The sequence below is a fragment of the Cellvibrio sp. ARAG 10.3 genome (genome assembly GCF_051846955.1).
Lineage (GTDB): Bacteria > Pseudomonadota > Gammaproteobacteria > Pseudomonadales > Cellvibrionaceae > Cellvibrio.
This window is the reverse complement of sequence record NZ_JBPYCU010000013.1, coordinates 78,896-91,826: the sequence shown is the minus strand read 5'-3', so window position 1 is coordinate 91,826 and position 12,931 is coordinate 78,896. Positions and strand designations below refer to the sequence as shown.

At 51.7% G+C, this 12,931-nt stretch carries 8 protein-coding genes; 6 read left to right on the top strand and 2 right to left on the bottom strand.

The features are described from left to right. Nucleotides 1-181 precede the first annotated feature (181 nt). Nucleotides 182-2,563: a beta-L-arabinofuranosidase domain-containing protein gene (locus ACSV5M_RS15905; RefSeq protein WP_439177293.1), complete on the top strand. Its 2,382-nt coding sequence runs from the start codon at nt 182-184 to the stop codon at nt 2,561-2,563. Nucleotides 2,564-2,712: 149 nt separating this feature from the next. Here the strand turns inward: ACSV5M_RS15905 and ACSV5M_RS15900 are convergent, their stop codons facing one another. Further along, nucleotides 2,713-3,750: an arabinan endo-1,5-alpha-L-arabinosidase gene (locus tag ACSV5M_RS15900; RefSeq protein WP_439177291.1), complete on the bottom strand. Its 1,038-nt coding sequence runs from the start codon at nt 3,748-3,750 to the stop codon at nt 2,713-2,715. A 150-nt stretch (nt 3,751-3,900) separates the two neighbouring features. Between ACSV5M_RS15900 and ACSV5M_RS15895 the strand changes: the two genes are divergently transcribed. The 5 genes from ACSV5M_RS15895 to ACSV5M_RS15875 all read left to right on the top strand — a co-directional run bounded on the left by ACSV5M_RS15895 (nt 3,901) and on the right by ACSV5M_RS15875 (nt 11,828). Next, nucleotides 3,901-4,944, top strand: coding sequence for a glycoside hydrolase family 43 protein (locus ACSV5M_RS15895; RefSeq protein WP_439177290.1), 1,044 nt, complete (start codon nt 3,901-3,903; stop codon nt 4,942-4,944). Nucleotides 4,945-5,068: 124 nt separating this feature from the next. Continuing rightward, nucleotides 5,069-6,130, top strand: coding sequence for an aldose epimerase family protein (locus ACSV5M_RS15890; protein ID WP_439177289.1), 1,062 nt, complete (start codon nt 5,069-5,071; stop codon nt 6,128-6,130). Nucleotides 6,131-6,408: 278 nt separating this feature from the next. After that, nucleotides 6,409-7,806, top strand: coding sequence for a family 43 glycosylhydrolase (locus tag ACSV5M_RS15885; RefSeq protein WP_439177287.1), 1,398 nt, complete (start codon nt 6,409-6,411; stop codon nt 7,804-7,806). A 200-nt stretch (nt 7,807-8,006) separates the two neighbouring features. After that, entirely contained in the window at nt 8,007-9,929 is a 1,923-nt protein-coding gene (locus ACSV5M_RS15880) for a glycoside hydrolase family 97 catalytic domain-containing protein (protein ID WP_439177285.1), read from the top strand. A gap of 45 nt (nt 9,930-9,974) precedes the next feature. Next, on the top strand, nt 9,975-11,828 hold the full coding sequence (locus tag ACSV5M_RS15875; protein WP_439177284.1) for a family 43 glycosylhydrolase: 1,854 nt from the start codon (nt 9,975-9,977) through the stop codon (nt 11,826-11,828). A 261-nt stretch (nt 11,829-12,089) separates the two neighbouring features. Here ACSV5M_RS15875 and ACSV5M_RS15870 read toward each other — a convergent pair whose 3' ends face one another. After that, nucleotides 12,090-12,818, bottom strand: coding sequence for a FadR/GntR family transcriptional regulator (locus ACSV5M_RS15870; RefSeq protein ID WP_087466832.1), 729 nt, complete (start codon nt 12,816-12,818; stop codon nt 12,090-12,092). Nucleotides 12,819-12,931 lie beyond the last annotated feature (113 nt).

The following is a 12,931-nucleotide window of genomic DNA, read 5'->3' as shown; positions in this document are numbered from 1 at the left end:
GATGTATAAAAGATTTTACATCGCCTTGCCGAAGCCATTGATGTGCTTCGGCACGGTGGTGTGATCCTTGTCGAATCGAGATAACTAATCAACCTCAAGCGAGCGTGATTGGTCATCTCTCTTTTTAACCTCCAATGGAGGTTTTTTTGCTTTCTGGCGGTTCCTTTTATTGAAGGTAGGTATGAAAAAACATATTAGCTTTTATCTGTGGGTCTTCTCTATAGTTTGGTGTATGCACGGGCATGCTGCCTCTCAGTTGACATCGTTTCCTTTGGTGGATGTACGTCTTCTTGATTCTCCCTTCAAGCACGCCGAACAAACCAATCTACAGTATTTGCTCGCCATGGAGCCGGATCGCCTGCTTGCGCCCTATCGGCGGGAGGCGGGTCTACCGCTAAAGACGGAGAGCTACGGCAACTGGGAATCGTCGGGCCTGGACGGTCATATTGGTGGTCACTACCTGACAGCATTGGCATTGATGTATGCGTCAACGGGTAATGAGGTGGTGTTGCAGCGCCTGAATTACATGGTTGATGAATTGAAAAAATGCCAGGAAAAAAATGGTAATGGTTATTTGGGTGGTATTCCCGATGGTGACGACGCCTGGAAGGCGTTGGCTAAAGGCAAGATAAAAGTCGACAACTTTTCACTCAATGATAAATGGGTTCCCTGGTACAACTTGCACAAAACCTATGCCGGTCTGCGCGATGCTTATGTATACGCCGGCAATGAAACCGCAAAGACGATGCTGATTAAATTATCAGAGTGGGCGTTGCAGTTAACCGAGCCGTTAAGTGATGAACAGATGGAATTGATGTTGCGCAGCGAATACGGCGGCATGAATGAAATATTTGTGGATGTAGCAGAGCTCACTGGCGACAAAAAATACCTGAACCTGGCAAAGCGCTTTTCCCACCGTCTTTTGTTGAATCCGTTATTGGAAGGCAAGGATGAATTAACCGGCATGCACGCGAATACCCAGATTCCCAAAGTGGTTGGCTTTAAACGCATTGCTGATGCGACCGGTGATAAAAAGTGGAACGATGCGGCGCGTTTCTTCTGGGAAACTGTGGTAGAAGAACGCAGCGTCGCAATCGGTGGCAACAGTGTAAAAGAACACTTTCACCCGGCGGAGGATTTTCAGGCAATGATTGAGGATGTCGAGGGGCCAGAAACCTGTAATACCTATAACATGTTGAAGCTGTCTAAATTATTCTATGAATCGTCGGGCAATCTGAAGTATCTGGATTTTTACGAGCGCGGTTTGTACAACCACATTCTGTCGTCCCAGCATCCGGACACGGGTGGTCTGGTGTACTTCACATCTATGCGCCCCAATCACTATCGCGTGTATTCGCAGGTGGATAAAGCCATGTGGTGTTGTGTGGGTTCAGGCATTGAGAATCATGGCAAATACGGGGAATTGATTTACGCGCATCAGGGCGATCAGCTTTACGTTAATTTATTTATTCCATCTACCTTGAATTGGCGTGAGAAGAAAATCAAGGTGCGTCAGGAAACAGCATTTCCCGATGCTGAGCGCAGTACAATTCATATTGAGAGTGACGGAAAATTTACCCTGAACATTCGTTACCCCAGTTGGGTTGCTAATAAAGCACTAGCCGTGCGCGTCAATGATAAAAAAATCAAGATTACGGCGAAGCCGGGTCAGTATGTTCAGATTAAACGAGATTGGCGCGCGGGTGACAAAGTGACTATCGATACCCCGATGCAGACGCACCTGGAGTCGATGCCAGATCAATCCGATTATTATGCTGTGCTCCACGGCCCTATTGTACTCGCCGCAAAGACGCAGCCTTTTCCAACAGAAAAGCTACGCTATTTCGCAGACGACAGCCGTATGGGGCATATTGCAGATGGACAGTTATGCCCCCTGGATGCAGCACCCACCTTTGTAACGGATGATAAAAATTTCCTCACTAAAATCACCCCGGTGACTGATAAGCCTTTAACGTTTCGTGTGCCGGTTATGGAGGGGGAAACCACTCGCCAGGTGGAGCTGATTCCGTTTTTCCGGCTGCATGAGTCGCGCTACACCCTGTACTGGCCCATGACCAGCAAGACGCAATATGAACAGTGGAAGGCCGCGAACAGTATGAAAGAACGCACGCGAATCGCGCTGGATGCGATGACGGTCGATGAGGTGAATCCAGGCCAGCAACAGCCGGAGTCAGATCACTTCTTAAAATCCGAACGCAGCGAGATGGGTATTCACCTGGGTCGCCACTGGCGCCACGCGGAAGGTTGGTTCAGTTATGTGATGAATGATCCTGACCGTGTGGCCACAACCCTGCGCGTAACTTATTTCTCCGGTGATGCGGGTCGGCGTTTTGATATTTTGGTCAACGATCATGTGCTTGCCGAGGTGGAATTACACGCGAGGGAGGGTGAGGATTTTTATACGGTAGATTATCCGATTCCGCGTGCGTTGGTGGCCTCGGCGCGTGATGGCAAGTTAGTGGTGAAATTTGCAGCGAAGGAAGATTCTATTGCCGGTGGTATTTATTATGTGCGGTTGTTGCGGGGTGGGCGTGGGGATTGATTGCGGCTTGGAGTAACTGATTGGATAATTTGTTGGATTAGTGTTTAGTTGCTGGCTGGGTGTCGGATTACGCCTTTGGCTAATCCGACCTACCCGGTAGCTCCCGTAGGTCGGATTAGACGCGTCAGCGTCGTAATCCGACAGATACCTCAATCTATCAACTTACTTTGATAGCGATCCAGATCTTTCGGATCTACCTTTGGCCATCCGTCTTTATCCCATGTCATCTCAAGGATTTTAATCTTTTGTAGATAGTCATCCGCCGTTTCGTAAGCGTGCAATACCAGATAATCTTTTTTGTCAAAGGTGTAAGCGCTGTTGTGCCCCAGGGCAATCCAGTTTTTATTGCCCGCGATTACCAAAGAGCCGCCACCACGATTCATATCCACACCGTCTTTATCCAGATAGGGCCCGCGAATGTCTTTCGCGCGGCCAACCACAACTTTGTAATCGCTGTCTTTACCGCGACAACATTTATCCCAGGACGCAAACAAATAATAGTAATCGCCCTTGCGAAAAATAAACGGCGCTTCGATGGCGGCGGAGCCGGCGCTGGCATCGTCTTCCAACAGGGAGCGTTCGCGCTTGGCGATGGTGTGCCATTCCTGGGGCTCAGCCAGTGTTGTCAGGTTCTGGTCCAGTTTTACCAACTTCAACCCACCCCAAAATGAACCAAAACTCATCCAGGGCGTGCCTTCGTGATCGATAATCACCGCCGGGTCAATCGCATTCCACATATCGCGATGAGGCACTGACTGCAACACAATACCCTGATCTTCCCAGCCGTAATCCGGTGAGGATGTATCGAGGGTTTTGGTTACGGTCACACCCATAGCCGAGGTATTTTTGCCGAAGGCGGATACGGAATAGTACAGATAAAATTTGCCGTTATGCTGCACGATGTCCGGTGCCCACAGGTGGCCATTAAAACTGGGTGACACCTGTTTGGCCCAGGCAGGTTCCGTGGCAAAGGCGCGCCCGGCAAGCTTCCAGTTTTTCATATCCCTGGAGCTGTAAAAGGTAATGCCGGGGCCGGTGCTGAACAGGTAATAGGTATCGCCTTCTTTCGTCATGACCGGGTCATGGACATCCACCTGGCGGGCGAAGGACAGGCAACTGATTAACAGGCCGCACAGCAACACCAGAGAGGGAAGGGCTACGCGGACAGGGGCAAAGGAGAGAGACATGGATAGCTCCAGATGTGGTTATTTACATTTCTATCATTGTTATCGATGGCCGCTAGGGCCTATTCGGTCACTATTGTATTATAATATTCCAAGTTAAGATAAAAATAACACCGCCTTTCTGCGGAGAGGCCAACCGGAGCCTTAGGTTTTATGAAAATCCCTGTCTGTTTATCGACTGTTCTGCTCATCCTGATTTCCGCTTGCGCCCAGATGCCGCCGGAAGATACAACGCCTGCTGCCGTCGATTCAGCGGCTTCCTCACCCTTGATTCCCCAGCGCGCTGATCCCTGGGTGTACCGCCATGACAACGGCCACTATTTTTTTATTGCGACCTCGCCGGCCTTCGACCAACTGGAGATGCGCCAGGCAAACACCCTGCGCGGCCTGGCGGATGCTGAACCCAAGGTGGTGTGGCGTAAACATCCCACGGGTGAAATGGGCGCGAATATCTGGGCCCCGGAATTACATCGTATCGATGGGGTCTGGTACATCTTTGCGGCGGGTGAGGCAGAGCAACCCTGGTTGATCCGCATGTATGTGTTGGCCAATACGTCGGCGAATCCGCTGGACGGTGAGTGGCAGGAGTTGGGGCGTATCAAAACACAGCGAGATTCCTTTTCCCTCGACGCTACGCATTTTGAACATCGCGGCAAACGGTATCTGCTGTGGGCGCAAAAAGATCCTGAAGAAAAATTCAATTCAGCGCTCTACATCGCGCAGATGAAAAGCCCCACGGAGTTGCATGAACCCGAGATCATGCTAACCCAACCGGAACTGCCCTGGGAAACAATCGGCTACAAAGTGAATGAAGGTGCGGCAGTATTAATCCGGCATGGAAAAATTTTCGTGAGTTATTCAGCCAGCGCGACAGACCATAATTATGCAATGGGTTTGTTATGGGCCGATGCGGATGCCGATCTGCTTGATCCGGCGTCCTGGCATAAATCGCCGCACCCGGTATTTTTCACCAACGCATCCCTGAAACGCTTTGGCCCCGGTCATAACAGTTTTACCCTGGCAGAAGATGGGAAGACGGATGTGATGATCTATCACGCACGGGATTATCGCGAGCTAAAAGGCACGCCGCTCACTGATCCTAATCGTCACACCTACATGCGGCGTTTGTTGTGGAAGGATGGTATGCCGGATTTCGGGCAGAATATGAGTGACGCCGACACCTGGCGCGCGCAATAAACCCGGGCAACCATGAATGCCCGTGTTGTAAAAGGCGCTTCCGTTGCGGCGCCTTTTTCTTGTAGTCAATAAAACCCATAGTCAGTAGAATGCGTCCCTCCCTGATGCTATCCGGAAATATTGTATGTCGAAGCCCGCTATCGCCTCCTCGCCGTTTGGTACAACACCCGCCGGTGAAGCCGTTACCTTATATACCTTGACCAATGCCACCGGCATGGAGATTGGCATCATCAATTTCGGTGGCGTTATTACCAGTATCAAAACAGCGGATCGCGCCGGGCACCTTGCGGATGTCGCCCTGGGTTTTGATGAGTTGGAACCTTACCTGCAAGCCTCGCCGTATTTCGGCGCCCTGATCGGTCGCTTTGGTAACCGGCTGGCGAAAGGGCGGTTCGAATTGGATGGCAAAACCTATCAGCTGGCGACCAATAATGGCGAAAACCATTTGCACGGTGGCGTCACGGGCTTTGATAAAGTGGTGTGGCAGGCCACGCCGTTTTCAGCGGACACGCAGGTGGGGGTGAAATTATTTTATTTAAGCCGCGATGGCGACCAAGGCTACCCTGGAAATTTGTCAGTAACAGTGACTTATACCTTAACGAACGACAATGAAATCCTCGTGGACTATCACGCGACCACCGACCAGGCAACACCGATTAATTTAACCCAGCACAGTTATTTTAATCTTGCGGGGCAGGGCGATATTTTGCAGCATGAGTTGATGATCAACGCGGATGCCTTTACGCCGATTGACGACACGCAAATTCCTTTGGGTGAGTCGCGCCCGGTAACTGGCACGCCATTTGATTTCAGAGCGGCCAAAAAGATCGGTGCGGATATCAATCAGGTGGATGAGCAATTGCGTTGCGGCTTGGGTTACGACCATAATTTTGTGTTGAACAAATCCACTCCCAACACCTTAACGCTCGCCGCGCGCGCGATGGAAAATACCACGGGCCGTGTGCTGGAGGTTTATACCGAAGAACCGGGTGTGCAATTTTATTCAGGTAATTTTTTGGACGGCAGTTTGCGTGGTAAAGGGAAAACCTATGCGTATCGCAGTGGCTTTTGTCTTGAGCCGCAGCATTTTCCGGATTCGCCCAATCAGCCCGGTTTTCCGTCGACAATTTTGCGGCCGGGTGAAGTTTATAACAGCCGGACAGTGTTTAAATTTTTGGTGCAATAGTTTTTTGCGGAAACCTTGTCGGATTACGCTGCGCTAATCCGACCTACTTGAAATACCGCATCCGTAGGTCGGATTAGCCGTCAGGCGTAATCCGACATGAATTCGAAGCTCCCGCAATACGCCCGCCGCCTCATAACCATTCCCCTCATCCTTTTCCTTCCATTATTAAAAATCGTTCCCTCCGCCAACTGGTTCCCACTCCCTAAACTCGTTAAAATCCTCAAGTCTTCATATTGTAAGACAATATTATCAATAATAACGCTAATAAAGGTGAATCTATGTCTGCACAACCTCTTGCACGGGGCCTCAAGCTCCTGCGCACCTTGCCTGTTATCTGTTTATTCCTGCTCAGTGGCGCTGTGTCGGCGCTGGAGCTGACCGGCCTGAAGAATTCCCACGACCCGGCCACGATCATCAAGGATGGCGATACCTACTTCCATTTCACCACCGGTAACGGTATCTGGTATTCCACATCCACCAATCTGGTTCACTGGACTGCCGGGCCCTCCACTGTGTTTGGCAGCGGCTGGCCTTCCTGGATTAATAATGCCGTCCCCGGTTTTGCGGGGCATTTCTGGGCGCCGGACATTATCCAGATGAATGGCTACTACTATCTTTACTACTCGGTTTCGACCTTCGGTTCCTCCACCTCGGCCATTGGCGTGGTGCGGACGGCGTCCCTGAAAAACCCCAGTTGGCAGGATTTGGGTGTGGTGGTGCAATCCTACGGCGGCTCCAGCGAGATCAACGCTATTGATCCGGCGCTGTTCCGCGATCACGACGGGCGGGTGTATATGTCTTACGGTTCGTTCTTTGGCGGGCTGGGTGTGGCGGAGATCAACCAGAGCACCGGCAAGTTGCTCGGCAGCGTAAATCATATCTACGGCGGCAATCACCAGAGCATCGAGGCCCCTTACATCACCCGTAACGGCGATTATTACTACCTGTTTATGAATCGCGGCAGCTGCTGCCAGGGTTCCAACAGCAGCTATTACATTACTGTCGCGCGCTCCAGCAATGTGTTTGGTCCCTATACCGGCGAGCGCACCGTGTTGAGCAACCAGAGCGGCAAATACAAGGGACCGGGTCATGTTGGCGTGCTCAAGCAGGATGGTTGCAACTATGTGTCCACTCACTACTACGACCTGAACGACAACGGCAACGCCAAGCTGGATATCCTGCGTATGACCTACTCCGGTGGTTGGCCCAGCCTGACGCGTAACTTCAGCTCGATCACCAGTTGTGGTGGTGTCAGCGATGGCGTGTACAGCTTCACCGCGCGCCACAGCAATCGCGCGCTGGCCGTGGACAATGCCTCTACCGCCAACGGCGCTAACATCGAGCAATACGGTTATTCCGGTGCGAAAAACCAGCAGTGGTACGTGATCAGCCAGGGCACTGGCTACTACAGCCTGATCAACGTCAATAGCCTGAAAAGTGTGGACGTATGGGAGGTATCCACGGCGCCCGGTGCCAATATTGCGCAGTGGGATTACTGGGGCGGCGCCGGCCAGAAATGGAGCCTGACCAACAACGGTGGCTACTATGTGCTGACGTCGCAGCTGAGCGGCCTGGCGTTGGATGTGCTGAATTTCAGTACCGCCAATGACGCCAACGTGGTCCAGTGGAATGTCACTAACGGCACCAACCAACAGTGGACCATGACCCGCCGCTGAGTCTCCCCCGACACCTTGCCCACCGAAGCGGACCTTGCCCACTTCGATGGGCAAGGTCCGCTCTTCATCCCTCAACACAAATTTACCCGCGAAACACTGGCTTCCCTTGTTCATCCGCTATAGAATTTAAATATTATATTATAAATTTGTGGGCCGATTCGGCCCATCGCCTGTCAGTCCACAATAAAAAGGAAAAGCGGATGAAAATCTTGATCGTCAGTGTGTTGATGTTATGCCTTTGGGGTTGTAACGGCCCGTCACCTATCTCATTGGGCAGTCCCGATAATCGGATTCGGGTAGAGGTCACCCTTGATAGCGAATCCGCGCCCCGGTATGCGATCACCTATCAAGGTAAACCGGTGCTACAGGATTCCCGATTGGGTATTGCGCTCAACGACGCGGACTTTACCCGCGGCCTCACCCTGAAACAGGCATCGACCGTTAAAACCATCAACGACAACTACGAGTTGTGGACCGGCAAGCAACGCCAGGTCAATTACATCGCTCATGAACAGACACTGACCTTTGCCAACGCCGAAGGGCGCGAGGTGAATATTATTTTCCGCGTGTCTGACGATGGTGTGGCGTTTCGTTACGCCTTCCCCGGAGAGTCGGCCGATGTAAAACAAGTGTTGCGCGAAACCACCAGCTTTGCCTTGCCGAAGGATTCGCTGGGCTGGTTGCAACCTATGTCCGTCGCGCAAACCGGCTGGATGAATACCAACCCATCCTATGAAGAGCATTACCAGATGGCGATACCGGCAGGTACCGCCGCGCCCACCGAAGCCGGCTGGGTGTTCCCCGCATTATTTAACACCGGTGATACCTGGCTGCTGATTACCGAAGCCGATATGGATGGCCGCTTTCACGCGTCGCGTTTACAACAACAGGCGGAGCAGGGCGAATACCGCATCGGTGTGCCTATGGCACCGGAAGTCTTTACCGGTGGTGCACTGCTTGCACAATCCACACTGCCTTTTGCATCGCCCTGGCGCATCATCACGGTGGGTTCGCTGGCCACTATCATTGAATCCACTCTGGGTACGGATCTCGCCGCACCCACCATCGACATGGATACCTCGTTTATCAGGCCGGGCATCGCGTCCTGGAGTTGGGGTTTGTTAAAAGATGACGCCACGGTGTACGAAGTTCAAAAGCAGTTTATTGACTACGCCGCTGACATGAATTGGCCTTACACCCTGGTGGACGCCGATTGGGATCGCAAAATCGGTGACGAAAAAATCAAGGAACTGGCGGATTACGCGGCGCAAAAAAACGTCGGGGTGTTGGTGTGGTACAACTCCTCCGGTGCCTGGAATAAAACGGAATACACGCCCAAAAGTAAGTTATTGACGCGCGAGCAACGCCACGCTGAATTCAGTCGTTTGCAAAAAATGGGTATTAAAGGTGTGAAGATTGATTTCTTCGCCGGAGATGGCCAATCGATGATGCAGTACTACAACGACATTCTTCAGGATGCGGCTCAATACCAGTTGCTGGTGAACTATCACGGCTCATCCTTGCCGCGCGGTTTGCAACGCACCTATCCGCATATGATGACGATGGAATCGGTTAAAGGCTTCGAGATGATTACCTTTAGCCAGGAGACGGCAGATCTGGAAGCGAGCCACGCCAGTGTCCTGCCCTTTGCGCGCAATGCATTTGATCCCATGGATTTCACACCCACGGTCTTCCATGAGATTCCCAATATCGAACGAAAAACCACTAATGGTTTTCAGCTCGCGCTGCCGATTATTTTTCTCTCGGGTATTCAGCATATTGTGGAAACACCGGAAGGCATGGCCACCGTGCCGTACTTTGTAAAAACATTTATGCGTGAGGTGCCGGCGCATTGGGATGAGACCCGATTTATTGACGGCTACCCCGGAGAATTACTGGTGGTAGCGCGCAGGGCGGGTGACACCTGGTTTGTTGCGGGCATCAACGGTGAGCAACAACCGAAAACCCTTAACCTGGATTTAGCGTTCATCGGCGATAAAACGGGTTACGCCATTGAGGACGATACTCAGCCTCGCGCATTTGTAAAGCGGCCAGTCAGTGTGACCACTAATGTCGCGCTGACCTTACAGCCTGCGGGCGGCTTTGTGATGGTCTTTGAATAAACATTAAATCCAAAATTACATTGAATATTGTGGTGGAAAAACAGAATGAACCTTGTTGAGATATTTAAAAAATGGGGCGTGTCCCTTTCGTTGTTAGTATTGATGCTATCGCTGATATTGTCGGGATGTGCGGGCAATACCGCTGACACACCCGCAGCAGAAAAAGGTCAGCCTGAGAGCAAACCGACCACCTTCACCAATCCGCTCTTCAGCAACGGCGCTGATCCCTGGCTCGAATATTATCAAGGTAACTACTACCTCACGACGACCACCTGGACATCGCAATTGGTCATGCGCAAATCACCGACCTTATCCGGCCTTGCAACTGCCACGCCCATCAATATCTGGTCGCATACCGAATTTGAGCGCTGCTGTAATTTTTGGGCGTTTGAATTTCATCGCCTGAAAGGACCCAACGGCTGGCGCTGGTATGTGATGTACACATCGGGGCAGGACGGCACCCTCGATCATCAACACCTCAGTGTGATTGAAAGTGTCGGTGATGATCCGCTCGGCCCTTACGAATACAAAGGCTCGCCCATGCCCAACAGCTGGAACATCGACGGCACCTATTTTGAACACAAGGACAAACTTTATCTGCTGTGGTCCGAATGGGTCGGCGATGAGCAGTTGAATTTTATTTCCGAGATGAGCAACCCCTGGACCATCACCGGGCCGCGCATGGTGTTAACGCGCCCGACGTATGATTGGGAGCAAAGCGGTCGCAAGGTCACGGAAGGGGCAGAAATTCTGAAACATAATGGCAAAACCTTTGTGATTTATTCTGCGAGTTTTTGCGATACCCCGGATTACAAACTGGGCCAGCTGGAGCTGGTTGGCGACGACCCGATGAAACCGGCGTCCTGGAAAAAATCCACCGAGCCGGTCTTTCAAACTGCCAACGGTGTTTACGCACCGGGCCACAACGGTTTCTTTAAATCGCCCGATGGCACAGAAGACTGGATTGTTTACCACGGCAACTCATCCCCCAAACACGGCTGCAGTGCAACGCGCTCCGTGCGCGCACAAAAATTTACCTGGAACGCAGACGGCACCCCAAACTTTGGCGAACCCGTTGCTGAAGGCACACCGGTCGTTTTACCGTCCGGTGAAAACGGCCCCTTAACCACACGCGTATCAGGTGCGGAATATCAACTGGTCAATCGCAGCAGCAATCAATGTCTGGCCAAAAGCGGCAATCAATTAAACAGCGCCTGCCAGGGTGAGGCCGCGCAATGGGTACTCGACTACACCAGCGACGGCTACTTCCGCCTCGCCCACAACGCCACCGGCAATTTCCTCGGCCAATGCTCTGCTGATCAATTGCAGATAACCCCCTGGACCAACGCCAACTGCCAGGAATGGAAACTCGAAGCACAAACCGATGGCTGGCTACGCCTCGTAAATCGCGCAACGCAATCCGCATTAACCGCCGAAAACTGCACAACAGAACAATGCGATCAATGGCGCGCACAACCCATCGGCACAGTCGCCATCGCCAGCGTACAAAGCGGCAAGATGCTCACCGCCGAAGACTGCACAAAAAATCCCACCGCCAACCTCACCCAATCCGAATGGCGCAACGACACCTGCCAACAATGGACCTTCCAACCCACCGACGCCGGCTATTTTGAAATCCAGACAGACAAAGGCGCATGCCTGACCGTCGAAAAATCCGCAGTCGTCGCCGGCGCTAATATCTCGCTCAACAAATGCACCGGCAACAACAGCCAATGGCGCATCGACCACCTACCCAACGGCACCCAACGTCTCGTCGCCCGCCACAGCCAACAAATCATGGACCTGGCCCACTGCGGCCTGGCCAACGGCACCAACCTGGCCCAAGCCCCAGCACTGGATACCATTTGCCAAACGTTTCAATTGAGGGCGGTGGAGTAAAATTTTTCCGAGATGTGAGGCATGTATGTACCCCGGTTAGTTAGAAAAAATTCTGGGCAAATAAAAAGGGCGTTTATCTTGCGATAAACGCCCTTTAACTTTCTGATTGGCACAATGTGAGTTTGTCGTTAGGGGCCGGGTTTCGAAACCCTCAATTCAGGGATGAATTGAGGGAGCTACAGGGACGTATGCATGCGTTTTCGAAACAGAGGTCCTAATGACAAACGAACTACGAAGTCCGTTCAGGAATAAGGTGATGACTTAATTAGAAGCATTCTGCTCCCGCGCCACCAATTCCTCTTCAATAAAATTCAACGCCTCATCAATCAACAACAACATCGAATGCTTCGCCCGCTCCGCATTACGATTCTTGATCGCATTAAACACCTTCGCATGATCCTCCACCACACCCTCATGGTTCGCCTTGATCGGACTCGTATGGCGAATACTCACGCGCAACGCCGTCTGGATAAAATCACGCAGACGAATATAAAAACGATTCTGGCTTGCATACAGAATACTGACATGAAACGCGATATCCGCCTCCAGCTCAGCCTCCATATTATCGCCCGCCGCCTTCATGCGTTCGAGCGCTGCTTCAATCGCATCGATTTTTTCCGGCGTCGCATAACGCGCTGCAAGTGATGCCGCTTCCGGCTCAATCGCAATGCGCATCTGCAAAAATTCTTTCAACACTTTCATGGACGGATTGCTTTCCAGCGACCAGCGCAACAAATCCGTATCGAAAATATTCCACTGCTCTTCCGGTTGAATACGAATCCCCTGGCGCGGTTTGCTGGAGATCAAACCTTTGGCAGACAGCATCTTTACCGCTTCGCGCACCGCGCTGCGGCTCACACCAAATTTTTCACACAGTTCCGCTTCAGTGGGAAGGCTTTCATTTTTATCGTAAACACCACAGACAATCTGACGACCCAACTCCTGTGTCATGCGCTGTGAGAGATTAAAATTTCGATCGAGAATAGACATAAAATATTGTCCGTAACAGAGCGTGAAGTTGCGCAAGCATATCGCCTTGGTTGGGCGATTACAATCATATTATCTGAATCTACGCGCCGCGCCGGACGGGGGTTTCAGGGCAA